This window comes from Streptomyces sp. NPDC054849, from assembly GCF_053610945.1.
The window spans coordinates 50920-74188 of sequence record NZ_JBSGZI010000027.1 but is presented as its reverse complement, the minus strand read 5'-3'; the positions used below and the strand labels follow the sequence as shown (position 1 = coordinate 74188).

22 protein-coding genes are annotated in these 23269 nt (G+C 73.0%); 13 read left to right on the top strand and 9 right to left on the bottom strand.

The window, feature by feature from the left end; translation table 11 throughout:
- Positions 1–54 precede the first annotated feature (54 nt).
- The 4 genes from rimO (at position 55) to ACWGIF_RS15105 (ending at position 3251) form a co-directional block, all read left to right on the top strand.
- Complete coding sequence (rimO, locus tag ACWGIF_RS15120; RefSeq protein ID WP_453496530.1) at positions 55–1545, top strand: 30S ribosomal protein S12 methylthiotransferase RimO; 1491 nt, start codon at positions 55–57, stop codon at positions 1543–1545.
- Positions 1542–2198 carry a CDP-diacylglycerol--glycerol-3-phosphate 3-phosphatidyltransferase gene (gene pgsA / locus ACWGIF_RS15115; protein ID WP_453496527.1) on the top strand — a complete coding sequence of 219 codons (657 nt, stop codon included), beginning with the start codon at positions 1542–1544 and terminating at the stop codon, positions 2196–2198. The genes rimO and pgsA overlap by 4 nt, the downstream gene beginning before the upstream one ends.
- Positions 2199–2251: 53 nt before the next feature.
- Positions 2252–2761, top strand: a complete 510-nt coding sequence (locus ACWGIF_RS15110; protein WP_453496562.1) for a CinA family protein — start codon at positions 2252–2254, stop codon at positions 2759–2761.
- Between the two features lie 109 nt (positions 2762–2870).
- Positions 2871–3251, top strand: coding sequence for a helix-turn-helix domain-containing protein (locus ACWGIF_RS15105; RefSeq protein WP_030389368.1), 381 nt, complete (start codon positions 2871–2873; stop codon positions 3249–3251).
- 458 nt (positions 3252–3709) lie between these two features.
- On the opposite strand, the gene ACWGIF_RS15100 is transcribed toward ACWGIF_RS15105, so the two are convergent.
- From ACWGIF_RS15100 to ACWGIF_RS15085, 4 genes are all read right to left on the bottom strand, one after another.
- Complete coding sequence (locus ACWGIF_RS15100; RefSeq protein ID WP_453496524.1) at positions 3710–4480, bottom strand: SDR family NAD(P)-dependent oxidoreductase; 771 nt, start codon at positions 4478–4480, stop codon at positions 3710–3712.
- Between the two features lie 66 nt (positions 4481–4546).
- Positions 4547–5341 (bottom strand): Fpg/Nei family DNA glycosylase, encoded by a 795-nt coding sequence (locus tag ACWGIF_RS15095; RefSeq protein ID WP_453496521.1) that lies wholly within the window; start codon positions 5339–5341, stop codon positions 4547–4549.
- A 219-nt stretch (positions 5342–5560) separates the two neighbouring features.
- Positions 5561–6256, bottom strand: a complete 696-nt coding sequence (locus ACWGIF_RS15090; RefSeq protein WP_453496518.1) for a hypothetical protein — start codon at positions 6254–6256, stop codon at positions 5561–5563.
- A 155-nt stretch (positions 6257–6411) separates the two neighbouring features.
- The gene (locus tag ACWGIF_RS15085; protein WP_453496515.1) at positions 6412–11001 is read right to left on the bottom strand and encodes an ATP-dependent helicase; all 4590 of its coding nucleotides are present in this window, start codon (positions 10999–11001) and stop codon (positions 6412–6414) included.
- Positions 11002–11081: 80 nt separating this feature from the next.
- Between ACWGIF_RS15085 and ACWGIF_RS15080 the strand changes: the two genes are divergently transcribed.
- The 3 genes from ACWGIF_RS15080 (at position 11082) to ACWGIF_RS15070 (ending at position 13140) form a co-directional block, all read left to right on the top strand.
- Positions 11082–11915, top strand: coding sequence for an AraC family transcriptional regulator (locus ACWGIF_RS15080; RefSeq protein ID WP_453496512.1), 834 nt, complete (start codon positions 11082–11084; stop codon positions 11913–11915).
- Between the two features lie 212 nt (positions 11916–12127).
- Entirely contained in the window at positions 12128–12835 is a 708-nt protein-coding gene (locus ACWGIF_RS15075; protein ID WP_453496509.1) for an AzlC family ABC transporter permease, read from the top strand.
- The gene (locus ACWGIF_RS15070; protein ID WP_453496506.1) at positions 12832–13140 is read left to right on the top strand and encodes an AzlD domain-containing protein; all 309 of its coding nucleotides are present in this window, start codon (positions 12832–12834) and stop codon (positions 13138–13140) included. The genes ACWGIF_RS15075 and ACWGIF_RS15070 overlap by 4 nt, the downstream gene beginning before the upstream one ends.
- Here the strand turns inward: ACWGIF_RS15070 and ACWGIF_RS15065 are convergent.
- Positions 13109–14089: a hypothetical protein gene (locus ACWGIF_RS15065; protein ID WP_453496503.1), complete on the bottom strand. Its 981-nt coding sequence runs from the start codon at positions 14087–14089 to the stop codon at positions 13109–13111. The two genes, ACWGIF_RS15070 and ACWGIF_RS15065, sit on opposite strands and share 32 nt — an antisense overlap.
- Before the next feature lie 81 nt (positions 14090–14170).
- On the opposite strand from ACWGIF_RS15065, the gene ACWGIF_RS15060 reads away from it, so the two are divergent.
- Both ACWGIF_RS15060 and ACWGIF_RS15055 read left to right on the top strand, forming a co-directional pair.
- Entirely contained in the window at positions 14171–14365 is a 195-nt protein-coding gene (locus ACWGIF_RS15060; RefSeq protein ID WP_053682254.1) for a DUF3046 domain-containing protein, read from the top strand.
- Positions 14366–14709: 344 nt separating this feature from the next.
- On the top strand, positions 14710–15798 hold the full coding sequence (locus ACWGIF_RS15055) for an AI-2E family transporter (RefSeq protein WP_453496559.1): 1089 nt from the start codon (positions 14710–14712) through the stop codon (positions 15796–15798).
- On the opposite strand, the gene ACWGIF_RS15050 is transcribed toward ACWGIF_RS15055, so the two are convergent.
- Complete coding sequence (locus ACWGIF_RS15050; RefSeq protein WP_453496500.1) at positions 15752–16507, bottom strand: Clp protease N-terminal domain-containing protein; 756 nt, start codon at positions 16505–16507, stop codon at positions 15752–15754. The two genes, ACWGIF_RS15055 and ACWGIF_RS15050, sit on opposite strands and share 47 nt — an antisense overlap.
- Before the next feature lie 74 nt (positions 16508–16581).
- Between ACWGIF_RS15050 and ACWGIF_RS15045 the strand changes: the two genes are divergently transcribed.
- Positions 16582–17265, top strand: coding sequence for a methyltransferase domain-containing protein (locus ACWGIF_RS15045; RefSeq protein ID WP_453496497.1), 684 nt, complete (start codon positions 16582–16584; stop codon positions 17263–17265).
- A 98-nt stretch (positions 17266–17363) separates the two neighbouring features.
- Here ACWGIF_RS15045 and ACWGIF_RS15040 read toward each other — a convergent pair whose 3' ends face one another.
- The gene (locus tag ACWGIF_RS15040; protein ID WP_453496494.1) at positions 17364–18407 is read right to left on the bottom strand and encodes a S66 family peptidase; all 1044 of its coding nucleotides are present in this window, start codon (positions 18405–18407) and stop codon (positions 17364–17366) included.
- A gap of 266 nt (positions 18408–18673) precedes the next feature.
- Between ACWGIF_RS15040 and ACWGIF_RS15035 the strand changes: the two genes are divergently transcribed.
- The 3 genes from ACWGIF_RS15035 (at position 18674) to recX (ending at position 22041) form a co-directional block, all read left to right on the top strand.
- Entirely contained in the window at positions 18674–20053 is a 1380-nt protein-coding gene (locus ACWGIF_RS15035; RefSeq protein WP_453496491.1) for a pyridoxal phosphate-dependent decarboxylase family protein, read from the top strand.
- A 323-nt stretch (positions 20054–20376) separates the two neighbouring features.
- Complete coding sequence (gene recA / locus ACWGIF_RS15030; RefSeq protein WP_453496488.1) at positions 20377–21483, top strand: recombinase RecA; 1107 nt, start codon at positions 20377–20379, stop codon at positions 21481–21483.
- A gap of 3 nt (positions 21484–21486) precedes the next feature.
- Entirely contained in the window at positions 21487–22041 is a 555-nt protein-coding gene (gene recX, locus ACWGIF_RS15025; RefSeq protein WP_453496485.1) for a recombination regulator RecX, read from the top strand.
- Between the two features lie 268 nt (positions 22042–22309).
- Here the strand turns inward: recX and ACWGIF_RS15020 are convergent, their stop codons facing one another.
- Together ACWGIF_RS15020 and ACWGIF_RS15015 are read right to left on the bottom strand one after the other, a co-directional pair.
- Positions 22310–22699: a rhodanese-like domain-containing protein gene (locus ACWGIF_RS15020; protein ID WP_453496482.1), complete on the bottom strand. Its 390-nt coding sequence runs from the start codon at positions 22697–22699 to the stop codon at positions 22310–22312.
- Entirely contained in the window at positions 22696–23256 is a 561-nt protein-coding gene (locus ACWGIF_RS15015) for a cysteine dioxygenase (protein ID WP_453496479.1), read from the bottom strand. The genes ACWGIF_RS15020 and ACWGIF_RS15015 overlap by 4 nt, the downstream gene beginning before the upstream one ends.
- Between the last annotated feature and the right edge of the window lie 13 nt (positions 23257–23269).

Here is a 23269-nt window from a genome sequence, read left to right as displayed (position 1 = left end):
ACGTGCGGGGACGTGCGGCTGGGGCCGGCGCCGGGACGAAGTAGTCTTGAGTCCATGCCCGAACGCCGTACCGTCGCCCTTGTCACTCTTGGCTGCGCCCGTAACGAGGTGGACTCGGAGGAGCTCGCAGGCCGCTTGGCGGCGGATGGCTGGGAGCTCGTCGAGGACGCCGCCGATGCGGACGTAGCCGTCGTCAACACCTGTGGCTTCGTCGAAGCCGCCAAGAAGGACTCCGTAGACGCCCTGCTGGAAGCCAACGATCTCAAGGATCACGGCAAGACCCAGGCCGTCGTCGCCGTCGGCTGCATGGCCGAGCGCTACGGCAAGGAGCTTGCCGAAGCGCTTCCCGAGGCCGACGGCGTGCTCGGCTTCGACGACTACGCCGACATCTCCGACCGCCTCCAGACCATCCTGAACGGCGGCATCCACGCCTCGCACACCCCGCGCGACCGGCGCAAGCTGCTGCCGATCAGCCCGGCGGAGCGCCAGACCGCCGAGGTGGCGCTCCCGGGCCACGCCCAGGAACCCGTGGCCGAGGCCCCCGCCGACCTCCCGGACGGCCTCGCGCCCGCCTCCGGGCCGCGCGCGCCCCTGCGCCGCCGCCTGGACAAGAGCCCCGTCGCCTCGGTCAAGCTGGCCTCCGGCTGCGACCGGCGCTGCTCCTTCTGCGCCATCCCGTCCTTCCGCGGCTCCTTCATCTCCCGCCGTCCCGGCGACGTGCTGGGCGAGACCCGCTGGCTCGCCGAGCAGGGCGTCAAGGAGATCATGCTGGTCTCCGAGAACAACACCTCGTACGGCAAGGACCTCGGCGACATCCGGCTGCTGGAGACCCTGCTGCCGGAGCTGGCCGAGGTGGACGGCATCGAGCGCGTCCGCGTCAGCTACCTGCAGCCCGCCGAGATGCGGCCCGGCCTGATCGACGTACTCACCTCGACCCCCAAGGTCGTGCCGTACTTCGACCTGTCCTTCCAGCACTCGGCGCCGGACGTGCTGCGCTCCATGCGCCGCTTCGGTGACACCGACCGCTTCCTGGAACTGCTGGACACCATCCGCAGCAAGGCCCCGACGGCTGGCGTGCGGTCCAACTTCATCGTCGGCTTCCCCGGCGAGAAGGAGTCGGACTTCGCCGAGCTGGAGCGTTTCCTCACCCACGCGCGTCTGGACGCCATCGGCGTCTTCGGCTACTCCGACGAGGACGGCACCGAGGCCGTCACCTACGACCACAAGCTGGACGAGGACACCATCGCCGAGCGGCTCGCGCACATGCAGCGGCTCGCCGAGGAGCTCACCTCGCAGCGCGCGGAGGAGCGGATCGGGGAGACCCTGGAAGTGCTCGTCGAGACCGTGGAAGAGGTCGACGAGGACGGTGAGGGCGCCTACGGACGCGCCGCGCACCAGGCACCCGAGACCGACGGCCAGGTGGTCTTCACGGACAGCACGGGCCTGGTCCCGGGGCGTATCGTCACGGCGAAGGTGGTCGGGACCCTGGGTGTGGACCTGGTGGCCGAGCCCCTGGGCACGGATCTTGAGGAGGCGGCCGGATGACCGGAGTCCCGGCATCTGCGGCGGGCGGGACCGGCCGTCGGCCCGTACCCGGCGCGAAGCTGGGGGCCGCGGCGGTCAATCAGGCCAGCCTGTGGAACATCGCCAACATCCTGACGATGATGCGGCTCGTGCTGGTGCCGGGCTTCGTCTTCCTGCTGCTCGCCGAGGGCGGCTACGACCCGGCCTGGCGGGCCTGGGCCTGGGCCGCGTTCGCCGTCGCCATGATCACGGACATCTTCGACGGGCACCTGGCCCGGACGTACAACCTGGTCACGGACTTCGGCAAGATCGCCGACCCCATCGCCGACAAGGCGATCATGGGGTCGGCGCTCATCTGTCTTTCCTGGCTCGGTGACCTCCCCTGGTGGGTGACCGGGGTGATCCTCGGACGGGAGCTGGGGATCACGCTCCTGCGCTTCTGGGTCATCCGCTACGGCGTGATTCCGGCCAGCCGGGGCGGCAAGCTCAAGACCCTGGCCCAGGGAACGGCCGTCGGCATGTACGTGCTCGCGCTGACCGGGGCGCTGGCGACCATGCGCTTCTGGGTGATGGCGCTCGCCGTCGTGCTGACCGTCGTCACCGGTCTGGACTACATCCGCCAGGCCGTAGTCCTGCGCCGTGAGGGTCTTGTGGCGGAGCGGGCCGCGAGGTGACCTACGCGGCGGGGGATTCTCCGGCGGCGGAAACCGGTACCGGAGAGGTCGAAGTGACGGAGGTGGCTGCGGAGGCGCTGCGCCTGCTCACGGACCGTGACCAGACCCTCGCCGTGGCCGAATCCCTGACCGGCGGCATGGTGGCCGCCGAGATCACGGCCGTGGCCGGCGCCTCCCAGTCCTTCCGCGGCTCGGTCACGGCGTATGCGACGGAGATCAAGCACAGGGTCCTGGGAGTGGACGCCGGACTCCTCGAGGCCGAAGGCGCGGTGAACGCGCAGGTCGCGGCGGAGATGGCGGCGGGCGTGCGGCGGGTGATGGGTGCCTCGTGGGGGATCGCGACCACCGGAGTGGCCGGCCCGCAGCCGCAGGACGGGCAGCCGGTGGGAACGGTTTTCATCGCGGTGGACGGCCCGGGGGGCAGGAAAACGGTCCGTCTGCGGTTGAACGGCTCCCGGGAGGAAATCCGTAGGGAGAGTGCACGGACAGTGCTCGAGCTTCTCTCAGACCAACTCCGTGAGAATGCGCGGGGGCAGGATACGGAACAGAACGGGGGGATTTGATGTTTGCAGCCCTGAGTGAACACGACATCGCTCCCCGCACGGCCGCGGCGCGAGGCGGTACGGTGGGGCGTGAAGGATGCGGCTACACGGTCAGAGGAGGGAGCCACCGATGATTCTGCTCCGTCGCCTGCTGGGTGACGTGCTGCGTCGGCAGCGCCAGCGCCAGGGCCGTACTCTGCGCGAAGTCTCCTCGTCGGCCCGAGTTTCGCTCGGCTATCTCTCCGAGGTGGAGCGGGGGCAGAAGGAGGCATCCTCCGAGCTGCTCTCCGCGATCTGCGACGCGTTGGACGTACGGATGTCCGAGCTGATGCGCGAAGTCAGCGATGAACTGTCGCTGGCCGAGCTGGCACAGTCGGCCGCGGCAAGCGAACCGGTGAGTGTGCCGGTCCGCCCGATGCTCAATTCGGTCTCCATGGCTTCGGTCGCGGGTGGGCCGGAGCGGGTGACCATCAAGGCGCCTGCGGAAGCGGTGAATGTCGTAGCCGCGTGAGCGAGCACGTGCGCGTTTGAGCGTGGCCGGAGCCCCGGTCGGTGTGGAAGCACCGGCCGGGGCTCCCGGCCGTTCTGGGTGCGGGCGCGAGGGGGGTGCGGGAGGATGGGGCCGTCCGGGTCCCGGCCCCTGGGAGGTAGCCGTGCGGCGGTTACTGCGCATACCTGTGGTGTCGGCGCTCGCACTGACGGTGGGGGCGCTGTGGTGGTGGGCCGTGCTGCGGCTGGTGCTGGTGCCTGCGGAGTCCGGGGCCGTCGAGGGCGCCGTGGCGGTGGGCGGCTGGGGACTGGGGCTGCTGCCCGTGCACTGCGTTCCGGCCCCGGTGCGAAAGGCCCGGAGGCCGGCTGCCATGGCGGACGGGGTAGCCGGGGCGGACGGGGCGGACAGGGACGTGGCGGGCGGGGCGGGCGGTGCGGACGGGGCAATCCGAGTGGACCGGGCCGACCTGGGCGACGGGGTTACCAGGGCATCGACACTCCGCCGTTCGGGCGAAGGATCTGGCCGGTCATGAAGGACGAGGCGTCCGAGGCCAGGTAGAGCACCGCCTGGGCGATGTCCTCGGGCTCGCCGACCCGGCGCAGCGGTGACATGCGGACCATCGCCGCCTCGGTCTGCTCCTGGGCCTCGGGGCTGTGGCGGCCGGTCATCGGCGTGCGGATCCAGCCCGGGGCGACGGCGTTGACGCGTATCCCGTGCGGGCCGACCTCGCCTGCGAGGGTCCGGGTCAGCTGGACGACGGCCGCCTTGGCCGCGCTGTAGCAGAGCAGGCCGGGCCGGGCCGCGTCCACGGCCCCCGAGGCCATCGTGACGAGGGAGCCGGGGCGGCCTGCCGCGATCATGGAACGAGCGGCCTCCTGGCAGGTGCGCAGGACCCCCTTGAAATTGACGTCCAGGACCCGGTCGAGGTCCTCGTCCGACGTCTCCAGGACGCTGCTGGTGTGCATGATTCCGGCGATGGCGGCGGCGATGTCGAGCGGGCCCGCCGCGGTGACGGCCTCCCGGAGCGCGGCCCGGTCGGTGACGTCGAGGGGATGGACGGTGGCGGCGCCGCCGGCCTTGGTGACGAGGGCGGCCGTCTCGGCGAGCCCTTGCCCGTCGCGGTCCGCGCAGTGCACGTGCGCGCCCGCCTCGGCGAGGAGGACGGCGGTGGCGCGGCCGATGCCGCTGGCGGCGCCGGTGACCAGGGCTGTGCGGCCGGTGAGGTCGTAGGAGACTGTGGGTGTGGGCATGCGGGGACCGTACGGCCCGATCTGACGGAGCGTCAATAAGTTCGGGCGGTCCTCCCAGTTGGGGTACTACCGCGTCGGGCCCGGCTGGCAGCGGGGGCACCAGTAGGTGGGGCGGCCGTCTTGGTCGGCCTTGCGGACGGGCGTGCCGCAGCGCAGGCAGGGGCGCTTGGCCCGGCCGTAGACGAAGAGCTCCTGGCCGGGGAGGCGGCTGCCGGTGGTGTTACGGGGACCGGGCCGCTCGCCGGTGTTCGCCGACAGGAGGCGGTGGGCGGCGGCGGCCAGCCGGGGGAGGGTCGCCTCGGGAAGGGCCCCGACCGGCGTCCAGGGGGTGACCCCGGCGAGGAAGCAGAGCTCGGCCTTGTAGATGTTGCCGATCCCGGCGAGGTTGCGCTGGTCGAGCAGGGCCTCGCCGAGAGGCCGCTCGGGGGCGGTGAGGAGGTTGGCGGCGGCGAGGGCGGGATCCCAGTCCGGGCCGAGGAGGTCGGGGCCGAGGTGGCCGACGGCCCGGTCCTCCTCGGCGGTGCGGATCAGTTCCAGGACGGGGAGGCGGTAGCCGACGACGATGTGGTCGGCTGTGCCGAGGATGGCGCGGATCTCGTAGGCGGGGCCGCCGTGCCACTTCTCGCCGACGGCGAAGACGCGCCAGGCGCCGTCCATGCGGAGATGGCTGTGCAGGGTGAGGCCGCCCTCCAGGCGGGCGAGGATGTGTTTGCCGCGGGGGGTGACGTCGAGGGTGACGCGGCCGGTGAGGTCGGCCGTGGCGAACCGGGGGACGCGCAGGTCGCTGCGGGTGAGTTCGCGGCCTGCCAGAACGGCGTGGAGACGGGTCGCCACGCGCCGGATGCTGTCACCTTCGGGCATGTGGCCATTGTCGCCCGCTGCCCGCTGCCCGCTGCCCGCTGCCCGCTGCCCGCTGCCCGCGGCCCGCTGCCCGCCGCGGGCCGCGGGTCCGGGGGGCCGGGCAGTCCGGGCAGTCCGGTGGAAAGGCGTCGGGGCGAAGGGCGCGAGCCCCTGCGGCGGGGTGCAGCCGCAGGGGCTCTGTGGATCAGGAAGGGGCCGAGGGGCCGGACGGGCCGCTCATCACTTCCAGACGAGGCCCTTGTTCGGGTAGCTGTAGGGGTTGCCCCAGTACTCGGCCGCGGCGACCTTCGTCTGGGCCGACGGGGCGAGGGCCACCGCGCAGCTGGTCTGCGTCCGGCCGTTGGTGAAGCCCTTCGGCAGCGACTCGTTCGGGCACTTCTCGAACTTGCCGATGATCGAGACGCGCTGCGCCTCGGTGCCGTCCCCGAGCAGACCCTTGATCTGGGTGACGGATGAGTACGACAGGTCCGTGGTGCCGGTGTTCTTGACCGAGTAGCGGATGTAGTACGGGATCATCCCCTTCACCTTGTCGCCGAGCTTGAGGGCGTCCAGGTCGGCGGGGTTGCCCTGCTCGATCGCGGTGACCGTGAGGGCGATCTGGCCGCCCTTGTTGTTTCCGTAGCTGAACGGGATCTCCGCAGCCTCGCCGATCTTGAAGGTCTGACCGGACTTCGCCGTGCCGTTCGCCCCGGCGGGGGCCTCGCTGCCGCCGGTGGTGGGGCTTGTGGCGCTGGGGCTGCCCCAGTCGGACGGGGCAGTGGCCGAGGGGGACGGGGCGCCGGCCGAGGTGGCCTCGCTCGGCTGCGCGGGGGCCAGCTCCTCGTTGCCGTTCTTGCAGCCCGTCAGGGCCAGGGTTCCGGCGACCGCCAGGCCGACCGCGCCGAGGGTGGTCGTACGCATGCTGATGGTGCTCACTCTTCTACTCCCCCATGACTGTGCATCGCCCGTGCAATGCCTGTGATCATCTTGATAAAGGATGAATAAGCGGCTGTGCCAGCTCAGGGGCGGTCGGCGACGGTTCTGTGACATGTCCAGGACGTGAGCGGAACAGTCGAGACCGTTTGCGGTCGTCAGGAACGCAAGCGCAATCCTCTCGGAGTGGCATGGAAACCGGCCGCCTCCAGGGTCCGGCCCAAGGGGGAGGTGAGGGCTGCGGCGGCGTTGATCCGCTCCACCGTCAGGGCCGGGAGCGTGCCCGCGCGAGAGGACGCCGCCAGCGCGGCCGTGGCGGCCGCGAGCCGGGGGTCCTCCGGCGCGGGCCAGGCCAGCAGGGTCTTGCCGCCGCGCTCCAGGTACAGCGTGAGCTCCCCGTCCACCAGGACCACCAGCGAGCCCGCCTTGCGGCCCGGCTTGTGGGTGGCCCCCGCCGGGGGCTCCGGCCAGGGCAGGGCCGCTCCGTACGCGTTCGCCGGGTCGGCGGCCGCCAGGACCACCGCCGCCAGCGGGGGCGGGGTCCGCTCCGCGGCCCGCAGCCGGTCCACCGCGCCGTCCATCGCGAACTGGGCCGCGCCCAGTCCCTCGACCACGTAACCCCGGCGGGCCTGGCCGCTGTCCTCGAAGGCCGACAGGACGCGGTAGACCGCGCTGAAGCCGCCCTCCACCCCCTCCGCGGCGACCGCGCCGCGGGTCACCACGCCGTGCCGGTCGAGCAGGGTGCGGGCCAGGGCGTGGGCCCGGTGGGTCGGGTCGGGGGCCGCGGACGGCAGGAGGGACCAGCGCCCGGAGACCGTGGGCGGCCCCGTACGGGACACGGTCGCGCTGAGCGTGCCGTATCGGCCGCGGGGGACGGTGCGCCGGGCACGGTGGGCCGTGGAGCCCGCCGTGCGGCCCGAGCCCAGCAGGGAGCGCAGCGGCGCCAGGGTGTCGTTGGTGAGCCGGCCCGACCAGGCCAGGTCCCACACGGCCTCGGAGAGTGCCAGGTCGGACACCTCGGGGAACTCCGCGCGGATCGACTCCGAGATCTGCCGGAAGAACAGGCCGTACCCGCCCGCGAGGGACGCCAGGACCGCCTGGTGGAGCGGGCTCTGCTCCAGGGGGTGCGGCGGGGGCAGGAGCAGCGGGGCCGCGTCCGCCAGGTAGAGCGAGACCCAGCCGTCCTTGCCGGGGAGGGCTCCCGCGCCCGCCCACACCACCTCTCCCGCGGTGGTCAGTTCGTCCAGCAGGCCGGGGGAGTAGCCGCTGACCCGCGACGGGAGGATCAGACGTTCCAGCGCCGAGGCCGGGACCGGGGCGCCCTGAAGCTGCTCCACCGCCCGGGCCAGGCCGTCGAGGCCGCGCAGGGCTCCGCCCAGGTGCTGCCACTGGGGCAGGAAGGTGGCCAGGGAGGTCGGCGGTACCGGTTCCAGCTCCTGGCGGAGTGCGGCCAGCGAGCGGCGGCGGAGCCGGCGCAGCACCGTCGCGTCGCACCATTCCTGGCCGATGCCCGCCGGGTGGAACTCGCCCTGGACCACCCGGCCGGCCGCGGCGAGCCGGTGCAGGGCGCCCTCCGTCACCGCCGGGCCCAGCCCGAAGCGGGTGGCGACGGCGGTCGTGGTGAACGGCCCGTGGGTGCGGGCGTACCGGGCGAGCAGGTCTCCCAGCGGGTCCTTGACCGGCTCGGTGAACGCCTCCGGGACGCCGACGGGAAGCGCCGTGCCCAGCGCGTCCCGCAGCCGGCCCGCGTCCTCGATCGCCGCCCAGTGGTCCACGCCGCCGATCCGCACCCGGATGGCACGTCGGGCCGCGGCGAGCTCGTCCGCCCAATCGGGATCCGCCCCGCGCTCGGTCAGCTGGTTCTGCGTCAGCGGGCCCAGCAGGCGCAGCAGGTCGGCCACGGACTCGGGATCCTTGGCCCGGCGGTCCTCGGTCAGCCACTGGAGCTCCCGCTCCAGCTCCTCCAGGACCTCCGCGTCGAGGAGTTCGCGCAGCTCCGCCTGGCCGAGCAGCTCGGCCAGCAGCCGGGAGTCCAGGGACAGCGCGGCCGCCCTGCGCTCGGCCAGGGGGGAGTCGCCCTCGTAGAGGAACTGGGCGACGTACCCGAAGAGGAGGGAACGGGCGAAGGGGGAGGGCTCCGGGGTGGTGACCTCGACCAGCCGGACCCGGCGCGCCTCGATGTCGCCCATCAGCTCGGTCAGGCCCGGCACGTCGAAGACGTCCTGCAGGCATTCGCGGACGGCTTCCAGCACGATCGGGAAGGACCCGAACTCCGACGCCACCTGAAGCAGTTGGGAGGCGCGCTGGCGCTGCTGCCACAGCGGGGTGCGCTTGCCCGGTTGGCGCCGCGGCAGCAGCAGGGCGCGGGCCGCGCACTCGCGGAAGCGGGAGGCGAAGAGCGCGGAGCCGCCGACCTGGTCGGTGACGATCTGGTTGATGTCACCGTGGTCGAAGGCGACGTCGGCCGCGCCCAGCGGGGCCTGTTCGTCGTCGAACTCGAAGGTGGCCGTGTGGGCGGGATCGTGGTCCAGGAGGTCCATGGACAGCAGGTCTGCGTCCGGGAGGCGGAGCACGATGCCGTCGTCGGCGTGCATCACCTGCGCGTCCATGCCGTACTTCTCGGCGAGGCGGGCACCGAGCGCCAGCGCCCACGGGGCGTGCACCTGCGCGCCGAACGGGGAGTGGACCACGACCCGCCAGTCGCCGAGCTCGTCGCGGAAGCGCTCCACCACGATGGTCCGGTCGTCCGGGACGTGACCGCAGGCCTCTCGCTGCTCGGAGAGGTACGCCAGCACGTTCTCCGTGGCCCAGGCGTCCAGGCCGGCCGCCAGCAGCCGCAGACGCGCGTCCTCGTCGGAGAGGCCGCCGAGCTCGCGCAGGAACGCGCCGACCGCGCGGCCCAGTTCGAGCGGGCGGCCGAGCTGGTCGCCCTTCCAGAACGGCAGCCGGCCAGGCACCCCGGGCGCGGGGGTGACCAGGACCCGGTCGCGGGTGATGTCCTCGATCCGCCACGAGGTGGTGCCCAGCGTGAAGACGTCCCCGACGCGGGATTCGTAGACCATCTCCTCGTCGAGCTCGCCGACGCGGCCGCCGCCCTTCTTCGGGTCCGATCCCGCGAGGAACACTCCGAAGAGCCCGCGGTCCGGGATGGTGCCGCCCGAGGTGACCGCGAGGCGCTGGGCCCCCGGCCGGCCGGTGATCGTCCCCGCCACCCGGTCCCAGACCACGCGCGGCCTGAGCTCGGCGAACGCGTCCGACGGATAGCGGCCGGCCAGCATGTCGAGCACCGCCGTGAACGCCGACTCGGGCAGCGCGGCGAAGGGCGCCGCCCGCCGGACCAGGGCGAGGAGGTCGTCCAGCTGCCAGGTGTCCATCGCGACCATCGCGACCAGCTGTTGCGCCAGTACGTCCAGGGGATTGGCGGGGACGCGCAGGGACTCGATCGCACCCGTGCGCATCCGCTCGGTGACCACGGCCGCCTGCACCAGGTCGCCGCGGTACTTGGGGAAGACCACCCCGGTGGAGACGGCACCCACCTGGTGTCCGGCCCGGCCCACCCGCTGGAGCCCGGAGGCCACCGAGGGCGGGGACTCCACCTGCACCACCAGGTCCACGGCGCCCATGTCGATGCCCAGCTCCAGGCTGGAGGTGGCGACCACGGCGGGCAGCCGGCCCGCCTTCAGGTCCTCCTCCACCAGTGCCCGCTGCTCCTTGGACACCGAGCCGTGGTGCGCGCGGGCCAGCAGGGGCGGGGCGCCGTGGGCGGCTCCCGACTGGGCCATGATCTCGGCCGGGGGCGGACCCTCCGGCAGTTTCTCGCCCATGGCGCGCTCGTACGCGATCTCGTTGAGCCGGTTGCACAGACGCTCGGCGAGGCGGCGGGAGTTGGCGAACACGATCGTCGAGCGGTGCGCCTGCACCAGGTCCGCGATCCGCTCCTCCACGTGCGGCCAGATCGAGGGCTTGTCACCGCCCTCCCTGCCCTCGGTCGCGGGGGAGCCGCCCAACTCGCCCATGTCCTGCACCGGGACGACCACCGACAGGTCGAACTCCTTGTCCGACGGCGGCTGCACGATCTCCACCTTGCCGCGCGGCGCGAGGTACCGGGCCACCTCGTCCACGGGCCGGACCGTCGCCGACAGCCCGATCCGGCGCGCGGGGCGCGGCAGCAGCTCGTCCAGCCGTTCCAGGGAGAGGGCGAGGTGGGCGCCGCGCTTGGTCCCGGCGACCGCGTGCACCTCGTCCAGGATCACCGTCTCGATCCCCGCGAGGGCGTCCCGGGCGGCGGAGGTCAGCATCAGGAACAGCGACTCTGGCGTGGTGATGAGGATGTCCGGCGGGCGGGTGGCCAGCGCCCGCCGCTCGGCGGGCGGGGTGTCACCGGAGCGGATCCCGACCCGGATGTCCGGCTCGGGCAGGCCGAGGCGGACGGACTCCTGCCGGATCCCGGTCAGCGGGCTGCGGAGATTGCGCTCCACGTCGACCGCCAGGGCCTTCAGCGGCGACACGTACAGGACGCGGCAGCGCTTCCTCTGCTCCGCGGGCGGCGGCGTCGAGGCGAGCCGGTCGAGGGCGGCGAGGAACGCGGCCAAAGTCTTGCCGGAGCCGGTGGGGGCCACCACCAGCACGTCAGACCCCTCCCCGATCGCCCGCCAGGCACCCTCCTGAGCGGTGGTGGGCGTGAGAAAGGCCCCCGTGAACCACGAGCGGGTCGCGGGGGAGAACGAGTCGAGCGCAGCGCCTGCCATGCCCCCATCGTGCACCCGGCCACTGACAACGGCCCGGACCTGGGGAAACGTGCGTCGGCCCAGGGGCGCAGAATGGGGGGATGGGGACGGACGAGGGGCGCCGGGAGTGGGCCAGGCACTGGCAGTACCCCGAACTGCCCGGGCTGGATCTGCTGCGCGCCCACTACGTACGCCACACCTTTCCGCGCCACGCGCACGACGGGTACGTCATCGCGGCGGTCACCGGCGGCGTCGAGGAGATAGGGCTGCCCGGCCATGTCGTGCGCGCCGGGCCGGGCAGTGTGGTCCTGATCAACCCCGAGGTGCCGCACACCGCGCGCGCCGGGGTGCCCGAAGGCTGGGCCTACGCCACCCTCTACCCCTCGCGCGATCTGATCGTCGAGGTAGCCGACGAGATCGGTACCCTGCGCGGCACCCCCGCCTTCACCACCGAGATGGTCGCCGACCCGCAGGGCGCCCGGGCGATCACCGAGATCCACCGGGCCGCCGAGGCGGAGAACGCGCTGGCCGCCGACACGCTGCTGCGGGGCCTGGTGGCGCGGATGCTGACCCGGCACGCCGGCCCGATGCCCTCCCGTACGGTGCAGGGCGCGGGCGGCGCGGACGCTGCGGCGGCCCGGGCCGTACTGCAGGAGCGCATGGCCGACCCGCCGTCGCTGGAGCAGCTCGCGGCGGAGCTGGGCACGAGCCCCTTCGCCCTGCTGCGGGCCTTCCGGGAGCGGTACGGCATGCCGCCGCACACCTGGCTGACCGACGCCCGGGTCCGACAGGCACGCCGGCTGCTCGACGCCGGCGCCCCGCCGGCGGAGGCGGCGGTCACCGTCGGCTTCACCGACCAGCCCCATTTGAACCGGCACTTCACCCGGATCGTGGGGGTCCCGCCGGGCGCGTACCGGAGGGAGCGGGCCCTTTAGGTCGTGTGTGTCGAAGTCCCGTCCGGCCGGCGCTGCTCTGACGACACTCCCCAGGCCCCCAGGCCACGGAGGACGGACGGCGCCGCGCAACGGAGCTGACCGGACTGCCCGCCGGGCCGCCGCGGCGGAGGGGTCGGAACCGGGCGCGCGCAAGAACGTACAAGACGGCTCGGCCGGGCCCCGCATAGCTTCGGGGCGTGGGAGAACAGCGGATGGTCACAGAGCCAGAGGTACGAGAGACACCACGGCCCGACGAGCGGCCGCGCGCCGCCGTCGTACGGGACGCGCTCGGGGTCGGGGTGGCCGTCGGGCTGTCCGGGTTCGCCTTCGGCGTGACCGCCGCCGGGGCCGGTATCAGCACCCTGCAGGCCTGTGTGCTGAGCCTGCTCGTCTTCACGGGCGCCTCGCAGTTCGCGCTGGTCGGGGCGCTCGCGGCGGGCGGGAACCCGTTCACCGCGGCCGCCGGCGCCTTCTTCCTCGGGACCCGCAACGCCTTCTACGGGCTGCGCCTGTCGCAGCTCCTCGCGCTGCCGCGCGCCGTACGGCCCCTCGCCGCGCACTGGGTGATCGACGAGACCACCGCCGTGGCGCTGGCCCAGCCCGACCGGAAGTCGGCCCGGCTCGGCTTCACCGTCACCGGGCTCAGCCTCTACGCGCTGTGGAACCTCACCACCCTGCTCGGCGCGCTCGGCGCCGAGGCCATCGGGGACACCAGGGCGTGGGGGCTGGACGCCGCCGGGCCCGCCGTGTTCCTGGCCCTGCTCGCGCCGATGCTGAAGACCGCCACCGAGCGGGCCGTCGCCGCCCTCGCGCTCGTCCTCGGGCTCGCCTTCCTGCCCGTACTGCCCGCCGGGGTGCCCGTGCTGATCGCCGCCCTGGCCGCCCCCGTAGTGCTGTGGATGAAGGGACGCCGCTCGTGAACGTCTGGATCGCCATCGCACTCACCGTCGCCGGCTGCTACGCCGTCAAGCTCGCCGGGCTGCTCGTCCCCGCCGGGGCACTGGAGCGGCCCCTGGTGCGCCGGCTGGCCGCGCTGCTGCCGGTCGCGCTGCTCGCCGCGCTCACCGCCCAGCAGACCTTCAGCACCGGGTCCGCCCTCGTGGTCGACGCCCGCGCCGCCGGGCTCGCGGCCGCCGGGCTGGCGCTGCTGCTGCGGGCGCCGTTCCTGGTCGTGGTCGCCGCCGCCGTCGTCGTCACCGCGGGGGTACGGGCGATGGGCGGCTGACCGCGGCCTGCAGGCGTCCGTAGGCCCGCAGGGTCAGCAGGGCCTCCAGGGTGGCGATCGGCCGCCGTTCCAGCGCGCTCCCCGGCGCCCAGGCACGCCGGCGCACCGGCCAGCCGCCGTCCGGCTGCTGTTCGGAGGCCAGGAAGTCCAGCGAGCGGCGGATCTCCGCGTCGGTGAACCAGGTGCGGGCCAGCGACTCCGGCCGCCGCGCGAAGTCGTGCGGGTAGAGCCGCTCGCCCGGTGCGTAGCCGGGAGCCTCCGGGTACTCCGCCCGCCGCACCGGGTCGAGCACCACCAGCCGCTGCTCGCGCGCCAGCCGTCCGAGCCGGTCCGCGGCCGCCGCCGCGCGCGCCCGGTCGGGGGCGCCGTCGAGGAAGGCCACCGCGCTCTGGACCTCGTACGGATGCGAGTGGCGCAGGCTCTCGACCCGCTCCCAGCAGAAGTCCGTGGCGCGGAAGAGCCAGGCGTGCCAGACCCGGTTGCGGTGCAGCACGCCGACGACCGGGCCCGTGGTCAGCAGCTCGCCCGGCGGGTCGTCCCGCCACGGGTGGTAGGGGGCCGAGGGGTACGGGGCCGAGGGGTGGTCGTGCGGGGGCGGGAAGACCACCGGAAGCGCGCCGTCCGGGGCGGAGACCCCGGTCAGGTGGCGGCACAGCCGCTCGATGCGCTGCCCGGCGCAGCGGCCCAGACCGTCGAGCACGCGCAGCGCGTGCGCGGTGTGCAGGGGCTGGCTGAGCGGGCCGCGCAGATCCGGATCGAGCGCGTGACCGTAGCCGCCGTCACCGTTGAGGTACGAACCGAGGGCGGTGTCCACGGCGTCGGCGTCCCCGCCGAGGAAGTGGAACGCGAACCGCCGCTGCTCCAGCACGCGGGCCGTGAGCCAGATGAACTGCTCGGCGCGGGTCAGCGGGGTCAGCGGGGTCTGCGGGGAAGCTTCGTCTCCGGGCATGCGTGAAACCTAGGACGCGGTGGTTCGGCGAGGAGGGGCGAATACGGCCGGTGCACTCTCCCGGGGCGGGATACTGGGGGCATGCGGTTGACGATTTTCTGGGAGCGGATGGCCGAGCACTTCGGCGCGGGCTACGCCGACTCCTTCGCGCGGGACCACGTCATGACGGAGCTGGGCGGACGGACCGTCCACCAGGCGCTGGACGCGGGCTGGGAGGCCAAGGACGTGTGGCGTGCGGTGTGTGCGGCGATGGACGTGCCGGCCTCGCTGCGCTGACGCTGCGCCGGCATACCGGGAGACCGCTTCGCGCTTCGGGCCGCCGGTGGGACAGACTTGGCTGCGTGGCAGCCAGCGAAGAGACGACCGATCAGCGCGCAGACGCCCCGGGTGCGACGCCGCCGGATGCGGACGCCCATGGCGTGCCGGCGCAGCGTGCCGACGCCCGGGACGCGACGGCGCCGGGTGCGGACACCCCCGGTGCGACGGCGCCGGGTGCGGACACCCCCGGTACGACGCCTCCCGGTGCGGACACCTGCGGTGCGACGCCGCCGCGTGCCGACGCCCCCGGTGCGATGCCGCCGGAGCCGCCCCTCGGGGCCGGCGCAGGCGAAGAGGCGCGGATGCCGCGCTGGCTGCCGCGCGCCGTGATCCTCGTACTGGCCCTGATCGCCTGCTTCCAGCTCGGCAGCTGGGCCTTCCACCAGCTGATCGGGCTGCTCGTCAACATCCTGATCGCGTTCTTCCTGGCGCTCGCGATCGAGCCGGCGGTGGCCAGGATGGCGGCCCGCGGCATGCGCCGCGGGCTCGCCACCTTCCTGGTCTTCCTCGCGGTGCTCGTCGCGGCGGCCGGGTTCCTCATCCTGCTCGGCTCGATGCTCGCCGGGCAGATCGTCGAGATGGTGGAGGGGTTCCCGCGCTACCTCGACTCGGTGATCAACTCGATCAACACCACTTTCCACACCGAGCTGTCCCGGCTGGAGATCCAGGACAGCCTGCTGCGCTCCGACTGGCTGCGCAAGTACGTACAGAACAGTGCGACCGGCGTGCTCGACGTGTCCGCGACCGTGCTCGGCGGACTCTTCAAGCTGCTGACGATCGGCCTGTTCTCCTTCTACTTCGCCGCCGACGGGCCGCGGCTGCGGCGCGCGCTGTGCTCCGTACTGCCGCCCGCGAAGCAGGCGGAGGTGCTGCGCGCCTGGGAGATCGCCGTCACCAAGACGGGCGGCTACCTCTACTCACGCGGGCTGATGGCGCTGATCTCCGGCATCGCGCACTACGTCCTGCTGGCGGCCCTCGGGGTGCCGTACGCGCCCGCGCTCGCGGTGTGGGTGGGGCTGGTCTCGCAGTTCATCCCCACCATCGGCACGTATCTCGCGGGCGCGCTGCCGATCCTGATCGCCTTTACCGTCGACCCGTGGTACGCGCTGTACGTCCTCGGATTCGTGGTGGTCTACCAGCAGTTCGAGAACTACGTTCTCCAGCCGAAGGTGACCTCGAAGACCGTGGACATCCATCCGGCGGTGGCCTTCGGATCGGTGGTGGCGGGCACCGCCCTGCTGGGCGCGGTCGGGGCGCTCATCGCGATCCCGGCCATCGCCACGCTGCAGGCCTTCCTCGGTGCGTACGTGAAGAGGTACGAGCTGACGCGTGACGCGGACGCCTCTACTTCCCGCCATCGGCGCCGAGTACGGCTGCCAAGGCTTCGGTGACGGTGGCCTCGACGGCGGACTTGTCCACACCGAGGCCGGTCAGCAGGCCCTCGCCGTGCTCCTGCTCCAGGAGCGCGAGGAGGATGTGCTCCGTGCCCACGTAGCCGTGGCCGAGGCGCAGGGCTTCGCGGAAGGTGAGCTCCAGGACCTTCTTCGCGGACGTGTCGAAGGGGATGAGGTCGGGGATGTCCGCCGCTGCCGGGGGCAGGGCGTCGGTCGCCGCGGCGCGTACGGCGTCGGCCGCGACCCCCTGGGCGGTCAGGGCGAGCGCCGCGAGGCCCTCGGGCTCGGTGAGCAGGCCGAGGACCAGGTGCGCTGTGCGGATCTCGGTGTTGCCGGCGGCGCGGGCCTCGTTCTGCGAGGCCACGACGACGTTGCGGGCGCGGGGAGTGAACCGGCCGAAGCCCTGGGCGGGGTCGAGGGCGGGGTCGCCCTCCTTGTCGGCCTTGGGCACGAAGCGCTTCTGGGCCGCCTGGCGGGTGACGCCCATGCTGCGGCCGATGTCGGTCCAGGAGGCGCCGGAGCGGCGGGCCTGGTCGACGAAGTGGCCGATGAGGTGATCGGCCACGTCGCCCAGGGCCTCGGCGGCGACGACGGCGCCGCTGAGCTGCTCCAGGGTGTCGGTGTGGACCTTCTTGATGGCCTCGATGAGGTCGTCGAGGCGTACCGGATTGGTCATGCGAACGGGTTCCACCGAAGGGTTCGTCATGGATGCAACCGTAGGTTGACAGTCCCGGGGTGTCAACCCTGGGTTGTCACTCGCGGGGTGGAAGGAGGCCGGCGGTGGCATGCTGGGCGGAAGGGCAGGAGAAGTGGGGCAGACGGGGAGACGCGGAGGCCGTCATGGGTTTCTACGCCGACCAGGCACTTCCACGGATCATCAACGTCGTCTGCGCCGCCAAGACGGCCCGGCCGCTGCGACGCCGGGTCTGCGAGGGGCTGACCGGCGAGGTCGTCGAGATCGGATTCGGGACGGGACACAACATCCCCTTCTATCCGCCGGGAGTCACCGGTGTGGCCGCGGTCGAGCCCTCCGACGTCGCGTGGAGGCTGGCCGCCGGACGGGTCCGCGCCTCGCGCGTGCCGGTGCGGCGGGCCGGCCTGGACGGCCAGTCGCTGCCCTTCGAGGACGACTCGTTCGACTCCGCCCTGTCCACCTGGACCCTGTGCACCATCCCGGACGCCGGTGCGGCCCTGCGCGAGCTGCGGCGCGTCCTCAAGTCGGGCGGGACCCTGCACTTCCTCGACCACGGACTCGCCCCGGAAGGGGACTGGGGTGTCCGTCGGTGGCAGCGACGGCTCGAGCCACTGCAGAAACGGCTGTTCGGCGGGTGTCACCTCACCCGGTCGCCCGTCGACCTGCTGAGGGCCGCGGGGTTGACGATCACCGAGCTCGACGTCTTCTACGAGGAGGGCGGGCCGAAGATCATGTGCGCCGACTCCCTCGGGACCGCGATCTCGCTGTGACGGCCGGGGAGAGCACGCGTCCCGGGGCGACGAGGTGAGCAGGCGCCCGATCCCGCGGCTCCCGCGTCCCCAGACGCGCCTCCGCCCGAGCCGCGGGCTCAGTACGTGACGATGATCCGGCGGGCCGGCCCGTCGACCCGGATGCGCCCTCCGACGGGGATCACGACCTGCGGGTCGGTGTGCCCGAGGTCGACGTCGAACACCACCAGGGTGTCGGGCGCGTACCGGCCCAGCGCGCGCAGGACGGCCTCCCGCTGATCGCGGCGGAACCGCGCCTTCTCCTCGGCGCCCCACCGGTTCTCGAACGACCAGCTCTTCGCCCTGCCCATCAGCAGCGCGGGGAACTGGCGCAGCAGCCCCCGCTCGCCCATATGCCGAAGGATCCGGTAGACCTCCTCGGCGCGCGGCATCTCCTCCGAGGTCTCCAGGAAGAGCACGTTTCCGGCGTAGGCCTCGGCCGGCAGCACCGCACGGTCGGCCATCAGCAGCCAGGAGACGACCTCCAGGTTCCCGCCCCAGCCGATTCCCTCGACCACCCGGTCGCCGTTGTGCCAGGACCAGCCGTCGGAGGGTTCCATCTCCGGTTCGGCATCGAAGGTGTGCGGGTCCTCCCAGGGACGGTTGACGTCCCCGTAGGCGCTCGACTGCGTGAGCTCGTACGCGCCCGAGGTGAACAGCGCCGCCCGGAGGGAGTCGGCGGTCGACGGGTGCATGGCGCCGGGCCGGCCGAGCTCGACCATCACCGAGCCGCCGTGGTAGCCGACGATGCCCAGGTTCCGCAGGAACATCAGGAGGTTGGTGTTGTCGCTGTAGCCGAAGAACGGCTTGGGGTGGGCGCGCAGGAGATCGCGGTCGAGGTGGGGCAGGACGGTGATCTGGTCGTCGCCGCCGATGCTGGCGATCACCGCCTTGACGGCGGGGTCCGCGAAGGCGGCGTGGATGTCCGCGGCCCGCTCCTGGGGCGTCGCACCCATCGTGCGGGTGGTCGGATACTCCACCGGCTTCAGCCCGAAGTCGTCCCGGAGCCTGCGCAGCCCCAGCTCGTACGGCAGAGGAAAGAGGCCGGGCAGCCCGGACGAGGGGGACAGCACCGCGACCTGGTCTCCGGGCCGGGGCTTGGCGGGGTAGGAAGGATCCGACATCCGATGATCATAGAAGCGGGGAGCGGGCACCTGCGGAGAACGGCGGCGCGGGCAGTCAGGGCCGCCGGAGCCGCGTCGCCGCCGCGGCGCCCCTACACCGCGCGCCTGTCCGCCCGCGCGCCCGTCCGCCCGCGCGCCCGTCCGCCTGTCCGCCCGTCCGTCCGTCCCGTGGGTCGTGCCTGACGCACCGGGCTCGGCAGTCGACGCGGAGTGACCGCGGGCCCCGTGGCTTGCGCGGCGGTGGAGGCCGTCCCATAGTCCGAGGTATGGACGCGCGCGAGGCGGCGCTCCGGCAGGCGTACGGCCATGCAGTCCGCTGGCTGGCGAGCCTGCCCGACCGCCGGGTTCCCGCCCGCGCTTCGGTCGACGAGACCGTGCGCGCGCTCGGCGTCGAACTGCCCGGCGGTCCCAGCGCGCCCGCCGACGTCGTCGACCTGCTGGCCACGGCCTGCGAGCCGGGACTCACCGCCTTTCCCAGCGGCCGCTTCTACGGATTCGTGGTCGGGGGCACCGAACCGGCCGCGCTCGCCGCGGACTGGCTGGTGAGTGCCTGGGACCAGAACTGCGTGATGCGCGCGGTCTCGCCCGCGTACACGGCGGCGGAGGAGATCGCCGGCGCGTGGCTGCTGGATCTGCTCGGCCTGCCGGGTGACAGCGCCGTCGGCTTCACCACGGGGGCCACGATGGCCAACTTCACCTGCCTCGCCGCCGGGCGCGACGCGGTGCTGCGGCGCGCCGGCTGGAACGTCGCCCGCGACGGACTCACCGGGGGGCCGGCCGTACGGGTCCTTGCCGGCGAGGACCGTCACATGGCCGTCGACTTGGCGCTGCGCTACCTCGGACTCGGCAGACCCGAACTGGTGGAGGCGGACGATCAAGGGCGCATCGCCCCCGAGGCCCTGCGGCACGCCCTGGAAGCGGACGGCCGGAGCCGGAGTCAGAACCCCACGATCGTGGTCCTCCAGGCCGGAGACATCCATTCCGGTGCCTTCGACCCCTTCGCGGAGACGATTCGCGCCGCCCGCGCGGCGGATGCATGGTTGCACGTCGACGGAGCCTTCGGGCTGTGGGCGGCCGCCTCCCCGGCCCACGCGCACCTGACCGAGGGCTGCGCCGACGCCGACTCCTGGGCGACGGACGCCCACAAGACCCTGAACGTTCCCTACGACTGTGGGCTCGCCCTCGTGCGCGACCCCTCCGCGCTCCGGGCGGCGATGGGGCTGCGCGGCGACTACCTCATCCAGGACGAAGCGGGCGACCCCATCGACAAGGTCCCCGAACTCTCCCGCCGCGGCAGGGCCTTCACGGTGTGGGCCGCCCTCAGATCCCTCGGCCGGTCGGGTGTGGCCGACCTCGTCGACCGGCTGTGCCGGCATGCCGGCGCGTTCGCCGCCGGCATCGAGGGGATCGACGGCGCGAGCGTGCTCAACGACGTGGTGTTCACCCAGGTCTGCGCCGAGTTCGGCACCGACGCGCGCACGGAACGGGTACTCGCCCGGCTGCTCGACGACGGCACGACCTGGATCAGCGGCTCCACCTGGCACGGCCGGCGCGTCATGCGCATCTCGGTGAGCAACTGGTCGACGACAGACGAGGACGTGACCCGCGCGCTCGACGCGATCCGGCGTGCGGCCTCCGGGTGGTAGAGCACCCGGCCCCGTGGCACCCCCAGCGCCAGGAGCCCCTGCCGGGCCTGGCGCCGGCGGCCTCGGGCCCCCGCCGAGCCCGCAGCCGGCGCCGACCCGCCGTGCGGGCTCTGGGTCGGCCTGTGGCCAGGCTCTGCGTCGCCGTGCGGCCAGGCTCTGCGTCGGCCTGCGGCCGGGGCGGGCGTGGCGCGCTTGACAGGGAAATCGAACATCCATTCTGATGAGTTATCCACAGCCGAAACGGTCGTGGAGGCGCATTGTCAGTGGCAGGCATTAGCGTCAATGGCGTGAAGCGATCGACTCAAGCAAACCGGGTGGAACCCATGGCAGGCACCGACCGCGAGAAGGCTCTCGACGCCGCTCTCGCACAGATTGAACGGCAATTCGGCAAGGGTGCGGTCATGCGCCTCGGCGACAAGCCGAACGACCCCATCGAGGTCATCCCTACCGGGTCGACCGCGCTGGACATCGCCCTCGGCGTCGGCGGGCTGCCCCGCGGCCGTGTGATCGAGGTGTACGGACCGGAGTCCTCCGGTAAGACGACCCTGACCCTGCACGCTGTGGCCAACGCCCAGAAGGCCGGCGGCACCGTCGCCTTCGTGGACGCCGAGCACGCGCTCGACCCCGAGTACGCGAAGGCCCTCGGCGTCGACACCGACAACCTCATCCTGTCGCAGCCGGACACCGGTGAGCAGGCGCTGGAGATCGTGGACATGCTCGTCCGCTCCGGTGCCCTCGATCTGATCGTCATCGACTCCGTGGCCGCCCTGGTGCCGCGCGCGGAGATCGAGGGTGAGATGGGCGACTCGCACGTGGGTCTCCAGGCCCGCCTGATGAGCCAGGCACTCCGGAAGATCACCGGTGCGCTCAACCAGTCCAAGACCACCGCGATCTTCATCAACCAGCTCCGCGAGAAGATCGGTGTGATGTTCGGCTCGCCGGAGACCACGACCGGTGGCCGCGCGCTGAAGTTCTACGCATCCGTGCGCCTCGACATCCGCCGTATCGAGACCCTCAAGGACGGCACGGACGCGGTCGGTAACCGCACCCGCGTCAAGGTCGTCAAGAACAAGGTCGCGCCCCCGTTCAAGCAGGCCGAATTCGACATCCTCTACGGCCAGGGCATCAGCCGTGAGGGCGGCCTGATCGACATGGGCGTGGAGCACGGCTTCGTGCGCAAGGCCGGCGCCTGGTACACGTACGAGGGCGACCAGCTCGGCCAGGGCAAGGAGAACGCCCGCAACTTCCTGAAGGACAACCCGGATCTCGCCAACGAGATCGAGCGGAAGATCAAGGAGAAGCTGGGCGTGGGGGTTCGCAAGGACGCCGCCGCCTCCGAGGCCGCTGCCGACACGGCCGACGCCGCAGCCGTGCCCGCCCCGGCGACGAAGACCAAGACGACGGCCAAGGCCGCCGTGGCCAAGAGCTGACCCGTGCGGGAGCAGGAAGGGGGCGGCGAGAACCGCGGTGGCCGTGAAGGCCGCCAGGAACTGCCGCCCCAGAGCCCCGAGGAGCAGGCGCGGGCGATCTGTCTGCGCCTGCTCACCGGGAGCCCGCGCACGCGGCGCCAGCTCGCGGACGCCCTGCACAAGCGGGGCATCCCGGAGGAGGTGTCGCAGCAGGTCCTCTCCCGGTACGAGGAGGTCGGCCTGATCGACGACGCCGCCTTCGCCGGAGCATGGGTCGAGTCCCGGCACCGCGGCCGGGGCCTGGCCCGTCGGGCGCTCGCCCAGGAACTGCGGACCAAGGGCGTGCACGCCACCCTCGTAGAGGAAGCCCTGGAGCTGCTGGACTCCGACCAGGAGGAGCAGACGGCCCGGGAGCTCGTGGAGCGCAAGCTCCGCTCCACCCGTGGCCTGGAGCGGGACAAGCGGATCCGGCGCCTCGCCGGGATGCTCGCCCGCAAGGGATACCCGGAGGGCATGGCCCTGCGGGTCGTTCGCCGCGCCCTGGAGGCTGAGGGCGAGGACGCCGACGGCCTCGGGTAACCGGGGGAGTGACCGGCCGGGTCCGTCCCGGCCGGGTCCCATAACGGCCGACTCCCGGCTCCCCGCCGGGGCCGCGGTGACACCGGGGTAGGGGCAGGCTCCCTGGTGCGGACGCCGGAGCACGCTCCGTCAGGTGGCGCGCGCCTGGGGCCGGACACCTGCAGCCTGTCCGGCGTTTGAGGACCGGGTCCGGGCGGAGCCCGGGGCACGGTTGAAGGGCGGGTAGGGGACAGCTCCACACAGCGGGACCCAAGCGGGGACGGGGGCGTCAGGCTGCTGCGACCGGGAGGCCTGCTGCCTTCCAGGACTGGAAGCCGCCGGTCAGGTCGGTCGCGCGGTGGAGACCCAGGGCGTGGAGTGAGGCCGCGGCGAGGCTGGAGGCGTAGCCCTCGTTGCAGATCACCACCACCTGAAGGTCGTGGCCCGTCGCCTCGGGGGCGCGGTGACTGCCCCGGGGGTCCAGGCGCCACTCCAGTTCGTTGCGCTCGATCACCAGCGCGCCCGGGATCACGCCGTCCCGCTCGCGCAGGGCCTGGTAGCGGATGTCCACCAGGAGGGCGCCGGCGCGCGAAGCGGCATACGCCTCCGGCGCGTCAACGCGCGTGTAGCCGGCGCGGACCCGCTCCAGCAGCTCGTCGATGCCCACGGCGGCGCTCACTGCCAGTCCGCCGGACGCTCGACGTGTTCGAGATGGAGCACCGGGCCGCTGCGGCTGTAGCGGCGGATCAGGGGGAGCGGCGGGTAGTACGCGTGCACCGAGATCGCGTGTTCGGTCGGGGACGCGTTGAGGACCTCGTGCACGTGGTGCTTTCCGAAGGCCCGCCCGGCGCCCGCGTCCAGCGTGCGGCTGCGGTCGACGCCGGGGGCCAGCTCCAGCGACTTCCAGCCCTCCGAGGGCAGGCGTACGTCCAGTGAGTGTTCGGTGAGCCGGCCGCGGGCGGTGGCGAACGCACCCCGTGATGCGGCGTGGTCGTGCCAGCCGGTGCCGGTGCCCGGCGGCCAGCCGATCAGCCACGCCTCGCTGCCGCCCGGACCCTCCAGCCGGACCCAGGTGCGGCCTTCGGGATCGAGCGGCAGTGAGGCCACGATCCCGGGATCGGCCGCTGTGCGGAGCGCGAAGTCGAGGAGCTCGGCGGCCGCCGGGCCCGCGGCCGCCCGCACGGGCTCGGAGACGTACGCCGGTGCGGATGCGGGTGCAGATGCAGGTGCAGACATGAAGGGACCGTTC

What these genes read in the sequence shown, in the direction of transcription:
- rimO (WP_453496530.1), top strand. Translation starts at nt 55, where the DNA reads ATGCCCGAACGCCGTACCGTCGCCCTTGTCACTCTTGGCTGCGCCCGT.
- pgsA (WP_453496527.1), top strand. Translation starts at nt 1,542, where the DNA reads ATGACCGGAGTCCCGGCATCTGCGGCGGGCGGGACCGGCCGTCGGCCC.
- ACWGIF_RS15105 (WP_030389368.1), top strand. Translation starts at nt 2,871, where the DNA reads ATGATTCTGCTCCGTCGCCTGCTGGGTGACGTGCTGCGTCGGCAGCGC.
- ACWGIF_RS15100 (WP_453496524.1), bottom strand. Translation starts at nt 4,480, where the DNA reads ATGCCCACACCCACAGTCTCCTACGACCTCACCGGCCGCACAGCCCTG.
- ACWGIF_RS15095 (WP_453496521.1), bottom strand. Translation starts at nt 5,341, where the DNA reads ATGCCCGAAGGTGACAGCATCCGGCGCGTGGCGACCCGTCTCCACGCC.
- ACWGIF_RS15085 (WP_453496515.1), bottom strand. Translation starts at nt 11,001, where the DNA reads ATGGCAGGCGCTGCGCTCGACTCGTTCTCCCCCGCGACCCGCTCGTGG.
- ACWGIF_RS15080 (WP_453496512.1), top strand. Translation starts at nt 11,082, where the DNA reads ATGGGGACGGACGAGGGGCGCCGGGAGTGGGCCAGGCACTGGCAGTAC.
- ACWGIF_RS15075 (WP_453496509.1), top strand. Translation starts at nt 12,128, where the DNA reads ATGGTCACAGAGCCAGAGGTACGAGAGACACCACGGCCCGACGAGCGG.
- ACWGIF_RS15065 (WP_453496503.1), bottom strand. Translation starts at nt 14,089, where the DNA reads ATGCCCGGAGACGAAGCTTCCCCGCAGACCCCGCTGACCCCGCTGACC.
- ACWGIF_RS15060 (WP_053682254.1), top strand. Translation starts at nt 14,171, where the DNA reads ATGCGGTTGACGATTTTCTGGGAGCGGATGGCCGAGCACTTCGGCGCG.
- ACWGIF_RS15055 (WP_453496559.1), top strand. Translation starts at nt 14,710, where the DNA reads ATGCCGCGCTGGCTGCCGCGCGCCGTGATCCTCGTACTGGCCCTGATC.
- ACWGIF_RS15050 (WP_453496500.1), bottom strand. Translation starts at nt 16,507, where the DNA reads ATGACGAACCCTTCGGTGGAACCCGTTCGCATGACCAATCCGGTACGC.
- ACWGIF_RS15040 (WP_453496494.1), bottom strand. Translation starts at nt 18,407, where the DNA reads ATGTCGGATCCTTCCTACCCCGCCAAGCCCCGGCCCGGAGACCAGGTC.
- ACWGIF_RS15035 (WP_453496491.1), top strand. Translation starts at nt 18,674, where the DNA reads ATGGACGCGCGCGAGGCGGCGCTCCGGCAGGCGTACGGCCATGCAGTC.
- recA (WP_453496488.1), top strand. Translation starts at nt 20,377, where the DNA reads ATGGCAGGCACCGACCGCGAGAAGGCTCTCGACGCCGCTCTCGCACAG.
- ACWGIF_RS15015 (WP_453496479.1), bottom strand. Translation starts at nt 23,256, where the DNA reads ATGTCTGCACCTGCATCTGCACCCGCATCCGCACCGGCGTACGTCTCC.